General features: G+C 68.8%; 26 protein-coding genes. 24 read left to right on the forward strand and 2 right to left on the reverse strand.

Annotation, left to right across the window (positions count from 1 at the left end; all coding sequences use genetic code 11):
• The 19 genes from rplX to truA all read left to right on the forward strand — a co-directional run bounded on the left by rplX (nucleotide 1) and on the right by truA (nucleotide 11,313).
• Nucleotides 1–324: a 50S ribosomal protein L24 gene (rplX, locus tag AB0435_RS18950; protein ID WP_366003540.1), complete on the forward strand. Its 324-nt coding sequence runs from the start codon at nucleotides 1–3 to the stop codon at nucleotides 322–324.
• Entirely contained in the window at nucleotides 324–884 is a 561-nt protein-coding gene (rplE, locus tag AB0435_RS18955) for a 50S ribosomal protein L5 (RefSeq protein WP_366427457.1), read from the forward strand. The genes rplX and rplE overlap by 1 nt, the downstream gene beginning before the upstream one ends.
• Nucleotides 885–889: 5 nt before the next feature.
• A complete protein-coding gene (locus AB0435_RS18960; RefSeq protein WP_030368403.1) occupies nucleotides 890–1,075 on the forward strand; it encodes a type Z 30S ribosomal protein S14 in 186 nt (61 codons plus the stop codon).
• A gap of 211 nt (nucleotides 1,076–1,286) precedes the next feature.
• Nucleotides 1,287–1,685, forward strand: coding sequence for a 30S ribosomal protein S8 (gene rpsH, locus AB0435_RS18965; RefSeq protein WP_087927570.1), 399 nt, complete (start codon nucleotides 1,287–1,289; stop codon nucleotides 1,683–1,685).
• Between the two features lie 21 nt (nucleotides 1,686–1,706).
• A complete protein-coding gene (rplF, locus tag AB0435_RS18970) occupies nucleotides 1,707–2,246 on the forward strand; it encodes a 50S ribosomal protein L6 (protein ID WP_366003542.1) in 540 nt (179 codons plus the stop codon).
• A gap of 3 nt (nucleotides 2,247–2,249) precedes the next feature.
• A complete protein-coding gene (gene rplR, locus AB0435_RS18975) occupies nucleotides 2,250–2,633 on the forward strand; it encodes a 50S ribosomal protein L18 (RefSeq protein WP_366003543.1) in 384 nt (127 codons plus the stop codon).
• A 46-nt stretch (nucleotides 2,634–2,679) separates the two neighbouring features.
• On the forward strand, nucleotides 2,680–3,282 hold the full coding sequence (gene rpsE / locus AB0435_RS18980) for a 30S ribosomal protein S5 (RefSeq protein ID WP_116212431.1): 603 nt from the start codon (nucleotides 2,680–2,682) through the stop codon (nucleotides 3,280–3,282).
• On the forward strand, nucleotides 3,282–3,464 hold the full coding sequence (gene rpmD / locus AB0435_RS18985) for a 50S ribosomal protein L30 (RefSeq protein WP_030368398.1): 183 nt from the start codon (nucleotides 3,282–3,284) through the stop codon (nucleotides 3,462–3,464). Before rpsE ends, rpmD begins: the two co-directional genes overlap by 1 nt.
• A 1-nt stretch (nucleotide 3,465) precedes the next feature.
• Entirely contained in the window at nucleotides 3,466–3,921 is a 456-nt protein-coding gene (rplO, locus tag AB0435_RS18990) for a 50S ribosomal protein L15 (protein ID WP_361521864.1), read from the forward strand.
• Between the two features lie 212 nt (nucleotides 3,922–4,133).
• Nucleotides 4,134–5,447 carry a preprotein translocase subunit SecY gene (gene secY, locus AB0435_RS18995; protein ID WP_366003545.1) on the forward strand — a complete coding sequence of 438 codons (1,314 nt, stop codon included), beginning with the start codon at nucleotides 4,134–4,136 and terminating at the stop codon, nucleotides 5,445–5,447.
• Complete coding sequence (locus AB0435_RS19000) at nucleotides 5,447–6,103, forward strand: adenylate kinase (protein ID WP_366003546.1); 657 nt, start codon at nucleotides 5,447–5,449, stop codon at nucleotides 6,101–6,103. Before secY ends, AB0435_RS19000 begins: the two co-directional genes overlap by 1 nt.
• Nucleotides 6,104–6,223: 120 nt before the next feature.
• Nucleotides 6,224–7,060, forward strand: a complete 837-nt coding sequence (map, locus tag AB0435_RS19005) for a type I methionyl aminopeptidase (protein ID WP_366003547.1) — start codon at nucleotides 6,224–6,226, stop codon at nucleotides 7,058–7,060.
• A 155-nt stretch (nucleotides 7,061–7,215) separates the two neighbouring features.
• Complete coding sequence (gene infA, locus AB0435_RS19010; RefSeq protein ID WP_003956442.1) at nucleotides 7,216–7,437, forward strand: translation initiation factor IF-1; 222 nt, start codon at nucleotides 7,216–7,218, stop codon at nucleotides 7,435–7,437.
• Between the two features lie 57 nt (nucleotides 7,438–7,494).
• Nucleotides 7,495–7,608 carry a 50S ribosomal protein L36 gene (gene rpmJ, locus AB0435_RS19015; protein WP_003956441.1) on the forward strand — a complete coding sequence of 38 codons (114 nt, stop codon included), beginning with the start codon at nucleotides 7,495–7,497 and terminating at the stop codon, nucleotides 7,606–7,608.
• Nucleotides 7,609–7,802: 194 nt separating this feature from the next.
• Nucleotides 7,803–8,183 carry a 30S ribosomal protein S13 gene (gene rpsM / locus AB0435_RS19020; protein WP_030368393.1) on the forward strand — a complete coding sequence of 127 codons (381 nt, stop codon included), beginning with the start codon at nucleotides 7,803–7,805 and terminating at the stop codon, nucleotides 8,181–8,183.
• A gap of 70 nt (nucleotides 8,184–8,253) precedes the next feature.
• Entirely contained in the window at nucleotides 8,254–8,658 is a 405-nt protein-coding gene (gene rpsK, locus AB0435_RS19025; RefSeq protein WP_003956432.1) for a 30S ribosomal protein S11, read from the forward strand.
• Nucleotides 8,659–8,797: 139 nt separating this feature from the next.
• Nucleotides 8,798–9,820, forward strand: coding sequence for a DNA-directed RNA polymerase subunit alpha (locus AB0435_RS19030; RefSeq protein ID WP_004946635.1), 1,023 nt, complete (start codon nucleotides 8,798–8,800; stop codon nucleotides 9,818–9,820).
• Between the two features lie 78 nt (nucleotides 9,821–9,898).
• The gene (gene rplQ / locus AB0435_RS19035; RefSeq protein ID WP_366003549.1) at nucleotides 9,899–10,363 is read left to right on the forward strand and encodes a 50S ribosomal protein L17; all 465 of its coding nucleotides are present in this window, start codon (nucleotides 9,899–9,901) and stop codon (nucleotides 10,361–10,363) included.
• Nucleotides 10,364–10,458: 95 nt separating this feature from the next.
• Nucleotides 10,459–11,313 (forward strand): tRNA pseudouridine(38-40) synthase TruA, encoded by an 855-nt coding sequence (gene truA, locus AB0435_RS19040; RefSeq protein ID WP_366003551.1) that lies wholly within the window; start codon nucleotides 10,459–10,461, stop codon nucleotides 11,311–11,313.
• A gap of 66 nt (nucleotides 11,314–11,379) precedes the next feature.
• Here truA and AB0435_RS19045 read toward each other — a convergent pair whose 3' ends face one another.
• Nucleotides 11,380–13,500 (reverse strand): glycosyltransferase, encoded by a 2,121-nt coding sequence (locus AB0435_RS19045; protein WP_366427458.1) that lies wholly within the window; start codon nucleotides 13,498–13,500, stop codon nucleotides 11,380–11,382.
• Between the two features lie 313 nt (nucleotides 13,501–13,813).
• Between AB0435_RS19045 and AB0435_RS19050 the strand changes: the two genes are divergently transcribed.
• Complete coding sequence (locus tag AB0435_RS19050; protein WP_366427459.1) at nucleotides 13,814–14,596, forward strand: hypothetical protein; 783 nt, start codon at nucleotides 13,814–13,816, stop codon at nucleotides 14,594–14,596.
• A gap of 258 nt (nucleotides 14,597–14,854) precedes the next feature.
• On the opposite strand, the gene AB0435_RS19055 is transcribed toward AB0435_RS19050, so the two are convergent.
• Nucleotides 14,855–15,784: a hypothetical protein gene (locus AB0435_RS19055; RefSeq protein ID WP_366427460.1), complete on the reverse strand. Its 930-nt coding sequence runs from the start codon at nucleotides 15,782–15,784 to the stop codon at nucleotides 14,855–14,857.
• 56 nt (nucleotides 15,785–15,840) lie between these two features.
• On the opposite strand from AB0435_RS19055, the gene AB0435_RS19060 reads away from it, so the two are divergent.
• The 4 genes from AB0435_RS19060 to glmM form a co-directional block, all read left to right on the forward strand.
• Entirely contained in the window at nucleotides 15,841–17,460 is a 1,620-nt protein-coding gene (locus AB0435_RS19060; protein WP_366427461.1) for an ATP-binding cassette domain-containing protein, read from the forward strand.
• A gap of 518 nt (nucleotides 17,461–17,978) precedes the next feature.
• Complete coding sequence (rplM, locus tag AB0435_RS19065; RefSeq protein WP_087927586.1) at nucleotides 17,979–18,425, forward strand: 50S ribosomal protein L13; 447 nt, start codon at nucleotides 17,979–17,981, stop codon at nucleotides 18,423–18,425.
• Nucleotides 18,426–18,468: 43 nt separating this feature from the next.
• Nucleotides 18,469–18,984 carry a 30S ribosomal protein S9 gene (gene rpsI / locus AB0435_RS19070; RefSeq protein WP_366003556.1) on the forward strand — a complete coding sequence of 172 codons (516 nt, stop codon included), beginning with the start codon at nucleotides 18,469–18,471 and terminating at the stop codon, nucleotides 18,982–18,984.
• A 194-nt stretch (nucleotides 18,985–19,178) separates the two neighbouring features.
• Nucleotides 19,179–20,555: phosphoglucosamine mutase (glmM, locus tag AB0435_RS19075; RefSeq protein ID WP_366427462.1), on the forward strand; the 1,377-nt coding region annotated here is incomplete at its 3' end.

Here is a 20,555-nt window from a genome sequence, read left to right on the forward strand (position 1 = left end):
ATGAAGATCAAGAAGGGCGACCTGGTTCAGGTCATCACCGGTAAGGACAAGGGCAAGCAGGGCAAGGTCATTCAGGCCATGCCCGCTGAGGACCGTGTTCTCGTCGAGGGTGTCAACCGGGTCAAGAAGCACACGAAGGCCGGCCAGACCGCTCGTGGTTCCAAGACCGGCGGCATCGTGACGACCGAGGCCCCCATCCACGTCAGCAACGTTCAGCTGATCGTGGAGAAGGACGGCCAGAAGGTCGTCACTCGTGTCGGCTACCGCTTCGACGACGAGGGCAACAAGATCCGCGTTGCCAAGCGCACCGGTGAGGACATCTGATGACTGCCACCACCAACGCACCGCGTCTCAAGCAGCGCTACCGTGACGAGATCGCCGGGAAGCTCCGCGAGGAGTTCTCCTACGAGAACGTCATGATGGTCCCCGGCCTGACCAAGATCGTGGTCAACATGGGTGTGGGCGACGCCGCCCGCGACTCCAAGCTGATCGAGGGCGCCATCCGCGACCTCACCACGATCACCGGCCAGAAGCCGGCCGTGACCAAGGCCCGCAAGTCGATCGCGCAGTTCAAGCTGCGCGAGGGGCAGCCGATCGGCTGCCACGTCACCCTCCGCGGTGACCGCATGTGGGAGTTCCTGGACCGTACGCTGTCGCTCGCGCTCCCGCGCATCCGCGACTTCCGTGGTCTGTCCCCGAAGCAGTTCGACGGTCGGGGCAACTACACCTTCGGTCTCACGGAGCAGGTCATGTTCCACGAGATCGACCAGGACAAGATCGACCGCGTCCGGGGTATGGACATCACCGTGGTCACCACGGCGACCAACGACGACGAGGGTCGCGCCCTCCTTCGTCACCTCGGCTTCCCCTTCAAGGAGGCGTAAGCGAGATGGCGAAGAAGTCTCTTATTGCCAAGGCTGCCCGCAAGCCGAAGTTCGGTGTGCGTGCCTACACGCGCTGCCAGCGCTGTGGCCGTCCGCACTCCGTTTACCGCAAGTTCGGCCTGTGCCGCGTGTGCCTTCGTGAGATGGCTCACCGTGGCGAGCTGCCGGGCGTGACCAAGAGCTCCTGGTAATTCCCTACTTGGGAATTCAGGACTCTCGGTAAGCAACTCTGGTCGGCGGGCCCCAGCCTCCACACTCCCGTAGAGTGGAAGGGTTGGGCGCTCGCCGCCCAAAGACCGTCTTACTACGCCGTAGGTCCCCGCGCCGCACCCGTCCCGACTCTGTTCGGGGAGAGGGATGGCGCAGATAGGAAACCCCGGCGAGAGAGGCCGAAGGCCAAACATGACCATGACCGATCCGATCGCAGACATGCTGACCCGTCTGCGAAACGCTAACTCGGCATACCACGACTCCGTGTCGATGCCGCACAGCAAGATCAAGTCGCACATCGCGGAGATCCTCCAGCAGGAGGGCTACATCACCGGCTGGAAGGTCGAGGACGCCGAGGTCGGCAAGTCCCTGACCCTCGAGCTGAAGTTCGGCCCGAACCGCGAGCGCTCGATCGCCGGCATCAAGCGCATCTCGAAGCCGGGCCTGCGGGTCTACGCAAAGTCCACCAACCTGCCGAAGGTCCTCGGCGGCCTGGGCGTGGCGATCATCTCCACGTCCCACGGTCTCCTGACCGGCCAGCAGGCCAGCAAGAAGGGCGTGGGTGGGGAAGTCCTCGCCTACGTCTGGTAATCGGGAACGGAGGAATAGCCAATGTCGCGTATTGGACGGCTGCCCATCCAGGTTCCCGCTGGTGTGGACGTCACCATCGATGGCCGTACGGTGCATGTGAAGGGCCCCAAGGGTTCCCTCACGCACGCCGTTGCCGCGCCCATCGAGATCGCTAAGGACGAGGACGGCACTCTTGTCGTCACCCGCCCGAACGACGAGCGTCAGAACAAGGCCCTGCACGGCCTGTCCCGCACGCTGGTGGCGAACATGATCACCGGCGTGACCGCGGGCTACAGCAAGGCGCTCGAGATCAGCGGTGTCGGCTACCGCGTCCAGGCGAAGGGCTCCAACCTGGAGTTCGCCCTGGGCTACAGCCACCCGATCCTGATCGAGGCCCCCGAGGGCATCACCTTCAAGGTGGAGTCCCCGACCAAGCTCAGCGTCGAGGGCATCGACAAGCAGAAGGTCGGCGAGGTCGCGGCGAACATCCGCAAGCTGCGGAAGCCCGACCCGTACAAGGCCAAGGGCGTCAAGTACGCCGGCGAGGTCATCCGCCGCAAGGTCGGAAAGGCTGGTAAGTAAGCCATGGCATACGGTGTGAAGATCGCCAAGGGCGACGCTTACAAGCGTGCCGCCAAGGCCCGCCGCCATGTCCGCATTCGCAAGAACGTGTCGGGTACGGCGGAGCGTCCGCGCCTCGTCGTGACCCGCTCGAACCGCGGCATCACCGCCCAGGTCATCGACGACATCAAGGGTCACACCCTGGCGTCGGCGTCGACCCTGGACGCGTCGATCCGTGGTGGCGAGGGCGACAAGTCCGCGCAGGCCAAGCAGGTCGGCGCCCTGGTCGCCGAGCGTGCGAAGGCTGCCGGCGTCGAGACCGTCGTGTTCGACCGTGGTGGCAACAGGTACGCCGGGCGCATTGCCGCTCTGGCTGACGCCGCCCGCGAAGCCGGGCTGAAGTTCTAAGCCCCGGTTCCGGAGCTAGCGGACGTAACAGAGAGAGGTAAATCCAATGGCTGGACCCCAGCGCCGCGGAAGCGGTGCCGGTGGCGGCGAGCGGCGGGACCGGAAGGGTCGCGACGGTGGCGCTGCCGCCGAGAAGACCGCGTACGTTGAGCGCGTTGTCGCGATCAACCGCGTCGCCAAGGTTGTCAAGGGTGGTCGCCGCTTCAGCTTCACCGCGCTGGTCGTGGTGGGCGACGGTGACGGCACCGTAGGTGTCGGATACGGCAAGGCCAAGGAAGTTCCCGCGGCCATCGCCAAGGGCGTGGAAGAGGCCAAGAAGAACTTCTTCAAGGTCCCCCGCATCCAGGGCACCATCCCGCACCCGATCCAGGGCGAGAAGGCGGCGGGCGTCGTCCTGCTCAAGCCTGCTTCCCCCGGTACCGGCGTTATCGCCGGTGGCCCGGTGCGTGCGGTGCTCGAGTGCGCCGGCGTCCACGACATCCTGTCGAAGTCGCTCGGTTCTTCGAACCCGATCAACATCGTGCACGCCACGGTGACCGCGCTTCAGGGCCTTCAGCGCCCCGAGGAGATCGCGGCCCGTCGTGGCCTGCCGCTGGAGGACGTCGCCCCCGCCGCACTGCTGCGGGCGCGTGCAGGGGCGGGTGCGTAATGGCTCGCCTCAAGGTCACGCAGGTCAAGTCCTACATCGGTAGCAAGCAGAACCACCGCGACACCCTTCGTTCGCTTGGTCTCAAGCGCATGAACGATGTGGTCGTCAAGGAGGACCGTCCCGAGATCCGCGGCATGGTGCAGACCGTCCGCCACCTCGTGACGGTTGAGGAGGTCGACTGACATGGCGGAGCAGAACCCGCTGAAGGTCCACAACCTCCGGCCCGCCCCGGGCGCCAAGACCGCCAAGACCCGTGTGGGTCGTGGTGAGGCGTCCAAGGGTAAGACCGCAGGTCGTGGTACCAAGGGCACCAAGGCCCGTTACCAGGTTCCGGAGCGCTTCGAGGGTGGGCAGATGCCCCTCCACATGCGTCTCCCGAAGCTCAAGGGCTTCAAGAACCCGTTCCGCACCGAGTTCCAGGTCGTGAACCTGGACAAGCTGGCCGCGCTCTACCCGCAGGGTGGCGAGGTCACGGTGGCCGATCTGGTCGCCAAGGGTGCGGTTCGCAAGAACCAGCTCGTCAAGGTCCTGGGCCAGGGCGAGATCTCCGTGGCGCTGCAGGTGACGGTCGACGCCGTCTCCGGCTCCGCCAAGGAGAAGATTGCCGCTGCCGGCGGCACCGTCACCGAGCTCGTCTGAACTCGTTGATCTGACAACCGGGGATGTCCCAAAAGGGGCATCCCCGGTTGGTCGTTCCAAGGGGGGCACGGTCGCCGGTAAGGTGGCGTGCACTGTTAACCTCCGCGCGGACTGTCATGGATGGCGGCCTGTGCGGATTTTGACTGATACGTATTCGTCGATCCTCAAGACCGTCACCTCTCGCGTCCCGCGTGAGAGGCGCAGGAGGCACCGTGCTCACCGCGTTCGCCCGGGCGTTCAAGACGCCCGACCTGCGCAAGAAGCTGCTGTTCACGCTGGGCATCATGGTGCTCTTCAGGCTCGGTGCGCATGTACCGGTCCCGGGCGTCAGCTACTCCAACGTCCAGACGTGTATGGACCAGGCCAAGAGCGGCCAGGGCCTCTTCGGCCTCGTGAACATGTTCAGCGGTGGCGCGCTGTTGCACATCACGATCTTCGCGCTCGGGATCATGCCGTACATCACGGCAAGCATCATCCTGCAGTTGCTCACCGTGGTCATTCCCCGGCTGGAGGCCCTCAAGAAGGAGGGGCAGTCCGGGCAGGCCAAGATCACGCAGTACACGCGTTATCTGACCGTCGCCCTCGCCATCCTCCAGGGCACCGGCCTCGTGGCCACCGCGAGCAACGGCGCGCTGTTCAGCGGCTGTGCGGTCGGCAACCAGATCGTTCCGGACAAGTCCATCTTCGCCACCGCCACCATGGTCATCACCATGACCGCGGGCACCTGCCTGATCATGTGGCTCGGTGAGCTGATCACCGACCGCGGCATCGGCAACGGCATGTCCATCCTGATGTTCACGTCCATCGCGGCGGGCTTCCCGAGCGGCCTGTGGGGCATCAAGCTCCAGGGCAAGCTGATGGGCGGCTGGCTGGAATTCGCGCTCGTCATCATCTGCGGCCTGGCCATGGTCGCGCTGGTGGTCTTCGTCGAGCAGGCCCAGCGCCGCATCCCCGTGCAGTATGCGAAGCGCATGATCGGCCGCCGCTCCTACGGCGGCACGTCGACCTACATCCCGCTCAAGGTGAACCAGGCCGGCGTGATCCCGGTCATCTTCGCCTCGTCGCTGCTGTACATCCCGGCGCTGCTGGTGCAGTTCACCGGCTCCAAGGCGGGCTGGGCGACGTGGGTCAACTCCAACCTCGTCAAGGGTGACCACCCCGTCTACATGGTCACGTACTTCCTGCTGATCGTCTTCTTCGCCTTCTTCTACGTCGCCATCTCCTTCAACCCCGAAGAAGTTGCCGACAACATGAAGAAGTATGGTGGGTTCATTCCGGGCATCCGGGCCGGTCGTCCCACCGCGGAGTACCTGAGCTACGTGCTGAATCGCATCACGTGGCCCGGCTCTCTCTACCTGGGCCTGATCGCCCTGGTGCCCACCGTGGCACTGGTCACACTCAACGCAAACCAGAACTTCCCGTTCGGGGGAACCAGCATCCTGATCATCGTGGGTGTCGGTCTGGAGACTGTGAAGCAGATCGAGAGCCAGCTTCAGCAGCGCAACTACGAAGGGTTCCTCCGCTGATGCGAATCGTCCTCGTCGGGCCGCCCGGCGCCGGCAAGGGTACGCAGGCCGCGTACCTCGCCAAGAATCTCGCGATCCCGCACATCTCGACGGGTGACCTGTTCCGGGCGAACATCAGTCAGGGCACGCCGCTCGGGCAGAAGGCGCAGGAGTACATGCGCGCCGGTCAGCTCGTGCCGGACGAGGTCACCATCGGGATGGCCAAGGACCGCATGGAGCAGGCGGACGCCGTGAACGGCTTCCTGCTGGACGGCTTCCCGCGGAACCTCGTCCAGGCCGAGGCCCTGGACGAGATCCTCAAGGCCGACGACCTCAAGCTGGACGCCGTCCTGGACCTGGAGGTCCCGGAGGACGAGGTGGTCAAGCGGATCGCCGGCCGCCGGATCTGCCGCCGGGACAGCAGCCACGTCTTCCACGTGATCTACAACGCGCCGAAGACCGAGGGCGTCTGCGACGCCTGCGGCGGCGAGCTCTACCAGCGTGACGACGACCACGAGGACACGGTCCGTGACCGCCTCGAGGTCTACCACACGCAGACCGAGCCGATCATCGACTACTACAAGGCCCAGGGCCTCGTGGTGACGATCTCGGCGCTCGGTCCGGTCCACGAGATCACGGAGCGCGCGATGGCCGCTCTGGACCGCGCGAACGCCTGACGGACCCCGGTCCTCCTACGGCCGCGATGCCCCACCCGGCATCGCGGCCGTAGTGTTGTCCGAGCAGTTTTTTTGTCTGCGGAACCATCCGCACGCGGCACCGAGAGAGGCAGCACCCCCATGGTGGAGATCAAGACTCCCGAGCAGATCGCGAAGATGCGCGAGGCGGGGCTGGTCGTCGCCGCCATTCACGCGGCCACCCGGGAGGCGGCCGTGCCGGGTGCGACGACCAAGGACCTGGACGAGGTCGCCCGCAAGGTGCTCGCCGAGCACGGCGCGAAGTCGAACTTCCTCGGCTACGGCGGCTTCCCCGCGACGATCTGCACCTCGGTGAACGAGGTCGTCGTCCACGGCATCCCGGACACCAAGACCGTCCTGAAGGACGGCGACATCATCTCGATCGACGCGGGCGCGATCGTGGACGGCTGGCACGGCGACGCGGCCTTCACGGCCTTCGTGGGCACCGGTCACGCTCCGGAGCTGATCGAGCTCTCCCGGGTGACCGAGGAGTCGATGTGGGCCGGCATCGCGGCGGTGAAGAACGGCAACCGCCTGGTGGACATCTCCAAGGCCATCGAGGGCTACATCCGCCGCCAGCCCCGCCCGGCCACCGGGAAGTACGGGATCATCGAGGACTACGGCGGGCACGGCATCGGCAGCGAGATGCACATGGACCCGCACCTGCTGAACTACGTCTCGCGCAAGCGCGGCAAGGGCCCCAAGCTCGTCCCCGGCTTCTGCATCGCGATCGAGCCGATGGTGAGCCTCGGCACGGCGCGTACGCACGTCCTGGAGGACGACTGGACGGTCCTCACGGACGACCTGACCTGGTCCTCCCACTGGGAGCACTCCGTGGCCGTGACGGAGCAGGGCCCGCTGGTCCTGACGGCGGTCGACGGCGGCAAGGCGAAGCTGGCGGAGTACGGCATCGTGGCGGCCCCGGATCCGCTGGCTTAAGGATCTCTGCGGCTGGGCAGTCACCCCTGGATTAGTCTTTCGGATTGCCCTGACGTAGACTGACGCGTCGGCTCTCGTGTATCCGCATGCCTGCGTTTCGCAGGTTGTGTTCGATCACGAGAGTTGATCAAGGTAGCCGATTCGAAAGGCGAAGCGTGGCCAAGAAGCAAGGTGCCATCGAGATCGAGGGCACCGTGATCGAGTCTCTGCCGAACGCAATGTTCAAGGTGGAGCTCCAGAACGGTCACAAGGTCCTCGCGCACATCAGCGGCAAGATGCGGATGCACTACATCCGTATTCTCCCGGATGACCGGGTCGTCGTGGAGCTCTCTCCCTACGACCTGACGCGTGGCCGGATCGTCTACCGCTACAAGTAGATCTTGTCGAAGCCCCCTCGTGGGGTGACGGCACTGACCCGGAGAACCTGACATCCCATGAAGGTCAAGCCGAGCGTCAAGAAGATCTGCGACAAGTGCAAGGTGATCCGCCGCCACGGCCGGGTCATGGTCATCTGCGACAACCTGCGCCACAAGCAGCGCCAGGGCTGACGCAGAACCTGCACTCCGCAGTTACTTCGCGCGACGCATAGCAATACGTACATACGCAGGGCCCGTCCAGCCACGGCTGGCGACACCTCCGGCGGGGGCCGGGGACTCGGAACGTACCACCCTCTTGATCAAGAGCGGTCGGCGGTCGAGAGCGGCGCTGTGGAAGACCCCCGAGAATCAACTGGAGCCATTCAATGGCACGCGTTTCCGGTGTTGACATCCCGCGTGACAAGCGCGTGGAGGTTGCACTCACCTACGTCTTCGGTATCGGCCGCACCCAGTCGCAGGCGACTCTCGCCGCGACCGGTGTGAACCCGAACACCCGCGTTCGTGACCTTCCCGAAGAGGACCTGGTCAAGATCCGCGAGTACGTGGACGCCAACCTCAAGACCGAGGGTGACCTCCGTCGCGAGATCCAGGCCGACATCCGCCGCAAGGTCGAGATCGGCTGCTACCAGGGTCTGCGTCACCGTCGTGGCCTGCCGGTCCACGGTCAGCGCACCAGCACGAACGCTCGTACCCGTAAGGGCCCGCGTCGCGCGATCGCCGGCAAGAAGAAGCCGGGCAAGAAGTAGTCCTCAGCGGACGCTTGACCACGCGGTCTTCGCTGTAGGACCGATCACCTCCACTCCACAGGAGTAAGACATGCCCCCCAAGGGACGTCAGGGCGCAGCCAAGAAGGTGCGTCGCAAGGAAAAGAAGAACGTCGCTCACGGCCACGCGCACATCAAGAGCACGTTCAACAACACCATCGTTTCGATCACGGACCCGTCCGGCAACGTGATCTCCTGGGCCTCCGCCGGCCACGTCGGCTTCAAGGGCTCCCGCAAGTCCACTCCGTTCGCCGCGCAGATGGCCGCCGAGTCGGCCGCCCGCCGCGCGCAGGAGCACGGCATGCGCAAGGTTGACGTCTTCGTCAAGGGCCCGGGCTCCGGTCGCGAGACCGCCATCCGTTCGCTCCAGGCGACCGGCCTCGAGGTTGGCTCCATCCAGGACGTCACCCCCACCCCGCACAACGGCTGCCGTCCGCCGAAGCGCCGCCGCGTCTGACGCACCGCGTCCGGCGTAGCCGCTTCGCGGTTTGCCTTGAGGGTCTGGGCGGTACGGCTCTTCGGAGCCGTACCGCCCGTACCCTTGTAGTACCTCAGGACATCAAATAGTGGGTGTCCATGACTGAAGGATGCTTCGCATGCTGATCGCTCAGCGCCCCTCGCTGACCGAAGAGGTCGTCGACGAGTTCCGCTCCCGGTTCGTGATCGAGCCGCTGGAGCCGGGCTTCGGCTACACCCTCGGTAACTCCCTGCGTCGTACGCTCCTCTCCTCGATCCCGGGTGCGGCTGTCACGTCCATCCGCATCGACGGCGTTCTGCACGAGTTCACCACCGTGCCGGGTGTCAAGGAGGACGTCACCGACCTCATCCTGAACATCAAGCAGCTGGTCGTCTCCTCGGAGCACGACGAGCCGGTCGTGATGTACCTGCGCAAGCAGGGTCCCGGCCTGGTCACCGCCGCGGACATCGCCCCGCCGGCCGGCGTCGAGGTGCACAACCCCGACCTGGTCCTGGCGACGCTGAACGCCAAGGGCAAGCTGGAGATGGAGCTGACCGTCGAGCGCGGTCGCGGCTACGTCTCCGCCGTCCAGAACAAGCAGGTGGGCCAGGAGATCGGCCGTATCCCGGTCGACTCCATCTACAGCCCCGTGCTCAAGGTCACCTACAAGGTCGAGGCGACCCGAGTCGAGCAGCGCACCGACTTCGACAAGCTGATCGTCGACGTCGAGACCAAGCAGGCCATGCGCCCGCGTGACGCCATGGCGTCCGCCGGTAAGACCCTGGTCGAGCTGTTCGGTCTGGCCCGCGAGCTCAACATCGACGCCGAGGGCATCGACATGGGCCCGTCCCCGACGGACGCCGCCCTGGCCGCCGACCTGGCGCTGCCGATCGAGGAGCTCGAGCTCACCGTTCGGTCCTACAACTGCCTCAAGCGCGAGGGCATCCACTCCGTGGGTGAGCTCGTCGCCCGCTCCGAGGCCGACCTGCTCGACATCCGCAACTTCGGTGCGAAGTCGATCGACGAGGTCAAGGCGAAGCTGGCCGGCATGGGCCTGGCCCTCAAGGACAGCCCGCCCGGATTCGACCCGACCGCCGCCGCCGACGCGTTCGGCGCCGACGACGACGCGGACGCGGGCTTCGTGGAGACCGAGCAGTACTGATCTTCGGCCGGGCGACCGCCCGGTCGGACCTGACACCGGTACCTGATACGGCCGGTGCAGAGAACAAGGAGAAACACCATGCCGCGTCCCACCAAGGGTGCCCGTCTGGGCGGCGGTGCCGCGCACGAGAAGCTGATGCTGGCGAACCTCGCCAAGTCGCTCTTCGAGCACGGTCGCATCAAGACCACCGAGGCCAAGGCCCGTCGCCTGCGCCCCGTGGCCGAGCGTCTGATCACCAAGGCGAAGAAGGGCGACATCCACAACCGTCGCCAGGTTCTTCAGACGATCACGGACAAGGGCATCGTGCACGTGCTCTTCACCGAGATCGCTCCGCGCTTCGCCGAGCGTCCGGGTGGCTACACCCGTATCACCAAGGTCGGCAACCGTCGTGGCGACAACGCCCCGATGGCCGTGATCGAGCTCGTCGAGGGTGAGATCGCGAAGAAGGCGACCGTCGCCGAGGCCGAGGCCGCCACCAAGCGTGCGGTCAAGGAGTCCGAGGCTGCTGCCGAGGCTCCGGCCGAGGAGTCGAAGGACGCCTGACGCATCTGATGCGCACGGACGGGTCCGCTCCCTCGGGGGCGGGCCCGTTCCGCGTTTTCCGTGGCGTCGCCCTTTTTTGAAACGAGGAACTCTCGGTGAGTGACGAAGTTGAGCCCGGCTTTGTGCGGGTGCGGCTGGATCTGTCGTACGACGGCAAGGACTTCTCCGGCTGGGCCAAGCAGCGCTCGGGCCTGCGCACCGTGCAGGGCGAGATCGAGTCCGCGCTCCGTACGGTGACGCGGTCGTCCGAGACGTATGAGCTGACGGTCGCCGGCCGTACGGACTCCGGTGTGCACGCGCGTGGCCAGGTCGCGCACGTCGACCTGCCGGCCGGGGTGTGGGCCGAGCACGAGGAGAAGCTGCTCCGCCGGCTCGCCGGACGGCTGTCGCACGACGTGCGGGTGTGGAAGGTCGCGGAGGCGCCGGCCGGTTTCAACGCGCGGTTCTCGGCGATCTGGCGGCGGTACGCCTATCGGGTGACCGACCACGTGGGCGGTGTGGACCCGCTGCTGCGCGGTCATGTCCTGTGGCACGACTGGCCGTTGGACGTCGACGCGATGAACGCCGCCTCGCGCGCGCTGCTCGGGGAGCACGACTTCGCCGCGTACTGCAAGAAGCGCGAGGGTGCGACGACCATCCGCACGCTCCAGCAGCTGAGTTGGGAGCGCGACGCCTCGGGTGTCGTGACCGCGACGGTGAAGGCCGACGCCTTCTGCCACAACATGGTGCGTTCGCTGGTGGGCGCGCTGCTGTTCGTCGGCGACGGGCACCGGCCGGTGGACTGGCCGGGCAAGGTGCTGGCCGCGGGCGTGCGCGATTCCGCGGTGCACGTGGTACGGCCGCACGGGCTGACGCTCGAAGAGGTCGGCTATCCGGCCGACTCCGAACTCGCCGCGCGCAACCGGGAGGCACGCAACAAGCGGACGCTGCCCGGGGCGGGTTGCTGCTGAACGGGCTTGCGCAAAAGCGCCGGGCGGGCTGGAACTCCAGCCCGCCCGGCGCTTTTTGATGCGACGTCAGGAAGCGTCAGGCGCGGGGCAGCTGACGGCGAGGTCGCTGTTGACCGTGAAGTACGGCTTGATGCCGTCGAGCACCGGATAGATGTCGGTCTTGTTCCGGTCGACGATGTCGCCGATGAGCCGGGCGACGCGGATCGGCTCGGCGCCGGGCGCCGGGCGCACGGCCAGGTCCCAGACGGTGTTCTCGTCCCCGGCGCGGGCGTGGCGCAGGTCGGCGTACGGCAGGTTGAAGGTGAAGGCCGTGCCGTTGACGACCGTGACCGGCACCGTGACCGGCGAGGCCGCCTCGATGCGCGGGGTGGCGACGAGGACGGGCTCGCTGTCGGCGGTGAACTCCGTGCCGTGCAGGGTGCCTTCGACCGTCAGCGCTTTGTTGCCCTGCCGGACCGTGCGGGCCTCGGCGTGCCGCGCGCGGTTCCAGGCGCGCAGCGCGAGGAAGCCGTCGACGGTGGGGTAGGGCACCCACCAGGTGAACGGGGCGCCGGTCAGCGGCTCCAGCTCGACCAGGCCGCGGCCCTCGGCGAGGTGCGAGACGACCCGGCGGCGGGCGCCGTCGTCGCCGCGTACGACGTGGAGGTCCCAACGGCCTTCGCCCAGCCGGAGTTCGCGGCGGTCGAGCACCGCGGTGTAGGGGCCCTTGCCGTCGGCCGCGGCCTTCAGCGGCACGCTGACCGGCTTGCCCTCCTTGCGGCGGGTGACCGTCAGGGACAGCTTCTCGCCGGACAGGCCCTTGCGGTCGACGGAGACCACGAGATTGCCGTCGGCGTCGACGCGGCAGGAGGCGGTGCAGCGCAGCGGCTTGCGGACGATCTCCTTTATGGCCGCCTTGACCGCCGGGGTGGCGGGCTTGGCCACGGAGCGGCGCAGCGGGCGGATGAGCTTGCCGGCGGTGCGGCGCAGCACCTTCGACAGCGGCACGGGGGCCGGCTTGCGCGGCTCGCTCGGGGCGCTGCCCGCGGGGGCCGGGGTGGTGCCGGTGTCGCCGCCGAGGCTCTCGATGAGGTCCTCGTAGCGGCGGGCGATGGCGTCGGGCTGATAGCGCTCGGCGGAGATCAGGGCGGCCTTGCCCATGGTGTGCCGGAGCTCGTCGTCCTCGATCAGCTTGAGCAGGCCCGCCGCGATGGCGTCGCTGTCGAGGTTGGTGACGAGCAGGCCGTCCTTGCCGTCGCTGATGATCTCGCCGGGGCCGTGCGGGCAGTCGGTGGCGACGACGGGCACGCCACAGTTCATGGCCTCCACGATCGTCATGCCGAAGGACTCCTCGCGGGAGGTCACGGCGGCGATGGAGCCCTTGGCCCACTCGGTCTCGATGGGGGAGTGGGGGCCCATGAGGCGGACGTGCTCGTTGAGGCCCAGCTTGTCGATCTGCTCGCGCAGCTTGGCCTGCTGGGGGCCGCGGCCGTAGATCCGCAGCTTCCAGTCGGGCCGGCCGGCGGCGACGGTGGCCCACGCCTTGACCAGCAGGTCGTAGCGCTTGACGGGGATGAGGCGGCCCGCGGCGACGACCAGCTTGACGGTGCTGTCGGAGGGCTCGACCTCGGACGGCGGGACGCCGTTGGGCAGGGCGATCAGCTTGGTCTTCACGCCCGGGAAGTGCTCGCGGTGGGTGGCCGCGTCGGCCTCCGAGACGGCGGTGTGCGCGTCCAGGAGCGGGATGGCGCGGTCCTGGGCGGCGCGGATGTTCGGCTCGTGCGTGCCGTAGATCCGGTGCTCCTGGCCGATCTTGAGGTAGCGGTCCTGGCCGAACTCGGCCAGATACATCACCAGGCCGGGGCGGGTGGCGATCACGACATCGGCGTCGGTGCGGGCCAGGTGCTCGGCGACGCGCTTGTCGGTGAGCGCGCTGAACTGCGCGCCCTTCGCCTCGACGGGCGGGATGAGCGCGCTGTCCTGCTCCAGGGCCGGGTTGTCCCGGTCGGCGCCGGTCTCGGCGCGGGTGTCGATGAGGTGGACCAGCTTGACCTTGCGGTGCAGGGGGAGCTTGGGCGTGCCACCGGTTCTGTGGATCGACACGATCTCCACGTCGTGGCGGGCCGCGAGGGCTCCGGCGACGTTGAACGTGGAGCGGATCGTGCCGCCGATGCCGTAGGCGTTCTGCAAAAGGAAAGAGATCTTCATGGCGGTGTGTGCGCGGCACGTCGGGCGCCGCGTCCGTCCTTCCCCCTGGCCTGGGTGTCCGGGTCGTCCCCTTGTGCGGACCGCTTGGCCAAGTGTTGGTCGAGTGCGGCCCGATCCGCCGGTAAAGACCGTTGGGAGGGGTATCGGTTGCCTGCGAAGCCTACATTGTGGCTTGAGTCACAGGTCGTGGGTCAAGGGGGCGATCACCCCCGCCGGCCGTGCGCCGGAGGCGCTCGGACAGCCGTCCAGAGCGTAACCGGAGCGCCGGGCGTGGCGACCGGACGGACCCCGCGGGCGCTGGGACGCTGGGGGCGTGAAGGCGATGGTGGCGGTGATTTCCGCGGTCGTGGCCCTCGGGCTGACGGCCGGGTGCGGTGTCGATGGCGGCGGGCCCCGTGGGGCGTCCCGCACGGAGAAGGCGGGGGCGAGGGAGCTCGACGCCGTACGGGCGCCGGGCCCTGCCGAGCTGAGACATGTGGAGCTGGGCGCGCACGAGGTGCCCGGCTTCCAGATCGAGCGGGCGGGCGAGGGCGCGGCGGGCGCGGGCACGCCCCGTACGGACACCGAGGAGTGCCGGCCGCTGGGCGACGCGCTGGGCTCCCAGCTGCGGCCCGCGCCCGCCGCGACGGTGGTGCGCACCTTCGCCAAGACGGGCGAGGACATGGACTTCGAGGGCCTCATGGGCATGATCCGCGTCTCGGAGTACGCGGGGGACGGCGCGGCCGACACCCTGGAGGCCCTGCGTACGGCGGCCGCCGCCTGCGCGGACGGTTTCCGGATGCGAACGGGCGAGGGCGAGCCACAGGAGTTCGAGGCGGTCCGCACGCTGTCGCCGCCCGGGCTGGGGGACGAGGCGCTGGCGATCCGCCTGGAGAACGTCGCCGAGCGGGCGCCCAGCCTGATCACCGCGGTGCGCTCCGGTCGGACGCTGGCGATGTTCTTCGCGACGAGCCTTTCGGATCCGGACGGGGTGTCGATTCCGCCGTCGCTGCTGCGAGCACAGATGGCGAAGATCCGTTGGGCGGCGGCGGAGGCGTCGCCGCGGTCGCCCTCCGCGGCACCCGAGGACGACGAGGACGCGGATCCGTCGGGCTGAGGCGGGTTCGCCTGCGGCGGGCCTTTTCCCCAGCCCCGCCCCTTCCCGGAACTGGGGGCAAGCCCCCAGACCCCCGAAGCACGCTTCGCGCGCTGTCCTCAAACTCCCCCAGCTACCGCTGGGAGGTGCCCCCAACGGGCTGGATGTGCTGGCTACGGTCCGCACATTCAGCCCGCCCGGCGTTTGAGGACGCGCCCGCAGGGCGCTCCCGCCGCAGGCGGCAGCGGACCCGCACCCAGAAACCCGCCAGGCCGCCGCTCAGGCCCGCTTCGGCGGCGCCGAAGACCTCACAGAATCCGCCGCCTGTTCCTGAGCCCGGTACATGATCCGGCGGAACGCGTAGTCCGACACGTCACGACCAGCCGTCAGCGCAGCCGTGTCGCCCTCACCCACCGCCTTCCCGTTCGCGTACCCCGCCACCGTGAAGTACGCGTAGCGCCCCTGCGCGTTCGCCGTCAGGCGGCAGGCCGTCGCGCGGCAGAAGGCGGGGTCGTTGTCGCCGGAGAGGGAGGCGATGTTTCCCGTGGACTGGTCCTTCGCCTTGTCCGCCGCCGCCTTGTCGTCGAAGACGGCGACGCCGACGGTGACCGCGATCCCGTCCCGTACGTACGTGGCGCGGAGCACCTTGCGGCAGCCGTTGGCGGTGAGGACGGCGCCGAGCCCGTTCTGGGTCGCGGAGCCGCAGTCCGTCGTGGTGGCGGTGGCGGTGCGGTCGTATGCGCGCTTGTAGAGGACCGGCTTGGTGTGCGGGAAGAGGGTGTCCGTGCTCAGGGGCGCCTTGTCCTTGTCGGCGCTGGATATGAAGTCGAGGGGGTTCGGCGGGGGCGGCGGGGCGGCGTCGGAGAAGGACGGCTCCGGGGCGCCGGAGGAGCTCGGCAGCTTCTCGGGCGCGGGCAGGCCGGACCGCTTGCCGCCGCCGTGCGAGCCGGTGACCGCGACGGCCACGGCCGTGGCGACCGCGGTGACGGCGAGCGCGCCGCCACCGAGGAGGAGCCACTTGCGGCGGCGGCCGCGGGCCGCGGTGTCGTCGGCGAGCGCCGACCAGTCCGGGGTCTGCGGCGCGCCGGCGGCGGGCCCCCAGGGCGGTGGCTGCGGGGTGGGCTGCGGCGGCGGGGGCGGGCCCCACTGCGGAGTCGGCCGATGGGGTTCCCCCGGGGCCCCGTGCGGCCCTCCCTGCCCAAAGCTCATGGCGTGCATCGTAATCCGGTTGGTCGCACCCCTCACCAGCGGCGACAATCCCACCCATGGGACACGTCGAAGCAGCGCACCTGGAGTTCTATCTTCCGGACGGCCGGGCGCTGCTCGGCGACGTCTCCTTCCGGGTCGGGGAGGGCGCCGCGGTCGCGCTCGTCGGTGCGAACGGCGCGGGCAAGACGACGCTGCTGCGGCTGATCTCCGGCGAGCTCCAGCCGCATGGCGGCACGGTCTCGGTCACCGGCGGGCTCGGCGTGATGCCGCAGTTCGTGGGCTCCGTGCGCGACGGGCGTACGGTGCGTGACCTGCTGGTCTCCGTGGCGCAGCCGCGGATCAGGGAAGCGGCGGCGGCCGTGGACGAGGCCGAGGACGCGATCATGACGCGGGACGACGAGGCCGCGCAGATGGCTTACGCGCAGGCCCTGTCCGACTGGGCCGAGGCGCGTGGCTACGAGGCGGAGACCGTCTGGGACATGTGCACGATGGCCGCGCTCGGCGTCCCGTACGAGAAGGCGCAGTGGCGCGAGGTGCGCACCCTCTCCGGCGGTGAGCAGAAGCGGCTCGTCCTGGAGTCGCTGCTGCGCGGCACGGACGAGGTGCTGCTCCTCGACGAGCCGGACAACTACCTCGACGTGCCCGGCAAGCGCTGGCTGGAGGAGCGGCTGCGCGAGACGAAGAAGACGGTGCTCTTCGTCTCCCACGACCGTGAGCTGCTCGCCCGCGCCGCCGAGAAGATCATCAGCGTCGAGCCGGGCCCGGCCGGGTCGGACGTCTGGGTGCACGGCGGCGGCTTCGGCACGTACCACGAGGCCCGCAAGGAGCGCTTCGCCCGCTTCGAGGAGCTGCGCCGCCGCTGGGACGAGAAGCACGCCCAGCTGAAGAAGCTGGTGGTCAACCTCCGGCAGGCGGCCGCGGTCAGCCACGAGATGGCCTCGCGCTACGCCGCCGCCCAGACCCGGCTGCGGAAGTTCGAGGAGGCCGGCCCGCCGCCCGAGCCGCCGCGCGAGCAGGACATCCGGATGCGGCTGCGCGGCGGGCGCACCGGTGTCCGGGCCGTGACCTGCCAGAACCTTGAGCTCACGGGCCTGATGAACCCCTTCGACCTGGAGGTCTTCTACGGCGAGCGGGTCGCGGTGCTCGGCTCGAACGGCTCCGGCAAGTCCCACTTCCTGCGGCTGCTCGCCGGTGACGACGTGGCCCACACGGGCACGTGGAAGCTGGGCGCCCGCGTGGTGGCCGGGCACTTCGCCCAGACCCACGCGCACCCCGAGCTGCTGGGGCGCACGCTGGTGGACATCCTGTGGACCGGGCACGCGAAGGACCGGGGCGGGGCGATGTCCGTGCTCCGGCGGTACGAGCTGGAGAAGCAGGGCGACCAGCCCTTCGAGAAGCTGTCGGGCGGCCAGCAGGCGCGCTTCCAGATCCTGCTCCTGGAGCTGGCCGGGACGACGGCCCTCCTGCTGGACGAGCCGACGGACAACCTGGACCTGGAGTCGGCGGAGGCGCTCCAGGAGGGGCTGGAGTCGTACGAGGGGACGGTGCTCGCCGTGACGCACGACCGGTGGTTCGCTCGCGCGTTCGACCGCTTCGTGGTCTTCGGGTCGGACGGCCTGGTGCGCGAGGTCCCCGAGCCGGTGTGGGACGAGGCGCGGGTGGCACGGCGGCGGTAGCTCTCCCTGGCCCCGCCCCTTCCCGGCTGCGTCTGATGTGCGGCTCCGCCGCGTGGGGGGCGCCTGCCCCAGCCCCCTCGTCTGCGGGTCCGTTGGCGCCTGCGGCGCTCGTTCCCCTGCCCCGCCCCTTCCCGAAACTGGGGGCAAGCCCCCAGACCCCCGGACTGCGCTCCGCGAGATATGCGACATCAGACACATTTCAGCCCGGCCGGCGATTGAGGCCGCCCGCCGCAGGCGCAGCGGTGCCGCGCCCGGCCATGGCCCGTACGCCCCGGGCTGGCGGGGCCTCGCAGCCGGTGGGACCATGTTGTTTTGACCCCGCCGGTGGGCGACCGGTACTCTACGAGTTCGTTATGCGTATTGGCTTGGTCGTTCTCACGCGAGGGGCCCTTACGCTTGCTCATCGGGCCGATAACCGCCGGCGCGCGTTCGGGTTGCGTCCCCGAGTCGCCGCCAGTGCCGGTTGACTGCCCGGAGAGACGTGTCAGGACCCACACTCAGAAGCGAAGGCTACGACCGTGCGTACGTTCAGCCCCAAGCCCGGCGATGTCCAGCGCCAGTGGCACATCATTGACGCGCAGGACGTTGTCCTGGGCCGTCTGGCCTCTCAGGCCGCCAACCTCCTGCGTGGCAAGCACAAGCCTGTGTATGCCCCGCACATGGACATGGGTGACTTCGTCATCATCATCAACGCCGACAAGGTTCACCTGTCCGGCAACAAGAAGACCCAGAAGCTGGCGTACCGCCACTCCGGCTTCCCGGGTGGTCTCCGCGCGGTTCGTTACGACGAGCTGCTCGACAAGAGCCCCGAGAAGGCTGTCGAGAAGGCCATCAAGGGCATGGTTCCCAAGAACTCCCTCGGCCGTCAGATGCTCTCGAAGCTGAAGGTCTACTCGGGCAGCGAGCACCCGCACGCCGCCCAGCAGCCCGTCCCGTTCGAGATCACCCAGGTCAAGCAGGGCTAGTCCCGGCCACCGCCGACCAGACAGAAAGCATCTGAGGAGAATCGTGGCTGAGACCACCGCCGAGACCCCCGTCGTCGAAGACGAGGTCAGCGTCGAGGAGTACACCACCGAGACCGAGATCGTCGAGGGGGAGTACACCTCCGAGTCGCTCGCGTCCCGTTTCGGTGACCCGCAGCCGGCCGCCGGCCTGGGTCGTCGCAAGAACGCCATCGCCCGCGTCCGGATCATCCCGGGCACCGGCAAGTGGAAGATCAACGGCCGCACCCTTGAGGACTACTTCCCCAACAAGGTGCACCAGCAGGAAGTCAACGAGCCCTTCAAGGTGCTCGAGCTCGACGACCGCTACGACGTTGTCGCCCGCATCGCGGGTGGCGGCGTGTCCGGCCAGGCCGGCGCCCTGCGCCTCGGTGTGGCCCGCGCGCTGAACGAGGCCGACGTGGAGAACAACCGCGGCGCCCTGAAGAAGGCCGGCTTCCTGAGCCGCGACGACCGTGCGGTCGAGCGCAAGAAGGCCGGTCTGAAGAAGGCCCGCAAGGCTCCGCAGTACAGCAAGCGCTAAACAGCGGCTTCGCTGCTTCTGCTCGAACGCCCCGGCGGCACGCTCCGTGCCCGCCGGGGCGTTCGGCTATCGGCGGCACGGGGCGTATACCTGGATGTACCCGGGCGCAACGCTCCGGTCCCGGATTCGACACCTTTCTTTCGCGGGGGCCCCTCCCGGGCCCCGTAACCCCCGCGTTTTTTCGGAGGACACCAGTGGGACGACTCTTCGGTACGGACGGTGTGCGCGGTGTGGCCAACGCCGATCTGACAGCCGAGCTGGCGCTCGGTCTGTCGGTCGCCGCGGCGCATGTGCTCGCCGAGGCGGGTACGTTCGAGGGCCACCGCCCCGTGGCCGTGGTGGGCCGGGACCCGCGCGCGTCCGGGGAGTTCCTGGAGGCCGCCGTGGTGGCCGGGCTCGCCAGCGCGGGCGTGGACGTCCTGCGGGTGGGCGTGCTGCCCACGCCGGCCGTGGCGTATCTCACCGGGGCGCTCGGCGCGGACCTCGGCGTGATGCTGTCCGCCAGCCACAACGCCATGCCGGACAACGGTGTCAAGTTCTTCGCCCGCGGCGGCCACAAGCTCGCCGACGAGCTGGAGGACCGGATCGAGCGGACCTACCGGGCGCACGCCTCCGGCGAGCCCTGGGACCGGCCCACCGGCGCCGGTGTCGGCCGGGTCCGCGAGTACGACCAGGGCTTCGACAACTACGTCGCCCACCTCATCGGTGTGCTGCCCAACCGCATGGACGGCCTCAAGGTCGTCATCGACGGTGCCCACGGCGCGGCCGCCCGGGTCTCCCCGGAGGCGTTCGCCCGGGCCGGCGCCGAGGTGATCACCATCGGCACCGAGCCCGACGGCCTCAACATCAACCACGAGTGCGGCTCCACCCACCTGGACAAGCTGCGCGCCGCCGTGGTCGAGCACGGCGCCGACCTGGGCGTCGCCCACGACGGTGACGCCGACCGCTGCCTGGCCGTGGACGCCAAGGGCAACGAGGTCGACGGCGACCAGATCCTGGCCGTCCTCGCGCTCGCGATGCGCGAGGCGGGCTCGCTGCGCAAGAACACCGTCGTCGCCACCGTGATGTCCAACCTCGGCTTCAAGCTGGCCATGGAGCGCGAGGGCGTCGACCTCGTCCAGACCGCGGTCGGCGACCGCTATGTGCTGGAGGAGATGAAGGCCCACGGCTTCGCCCTCGGCGGCGAGCAGTCCGGCCACGTCATCGTCCTCGACCACGCGACGACCGGCGACGGCACCCTCACGGGCCTGATGCTGGCCGCTCGCGTCGCGGCGACGGGCCGGTCGCTGGCCGACCTCGCCGGGGTCATGGAGCGGCTGCCGCAGATCCTGATCAACGTGCGGGACGTCGACAAGTCGCGCGTGAAGACGTCCGAGGAGCTTGCGACTGCCGTCGGGGCCGCTGAGCGTGAACTGGGCTCCACGGGCCGCGTGTTGCTCCGCTCCTCGGGCACGGAGCCGTTGGTGCGGGTCATGGTCGAGGCCACCGCCTGGCAGACCCGCGAGATCACCGACGCCATGACGAAGGACTCCGGCGTCGACCTGGCCGCGCTCAAGGTCGACGGCGGCATG

Origin of the sequence: Streptomyces sp. NPDC051173 (assembly GCF_040689515.1) — a bacterium.
Taxonomy (GTDB): domain Bacteria; phylum Actinomycetota; class Actinomycetes; order Streptomycetales; family Streptomycetaceae; genus Streptomyces.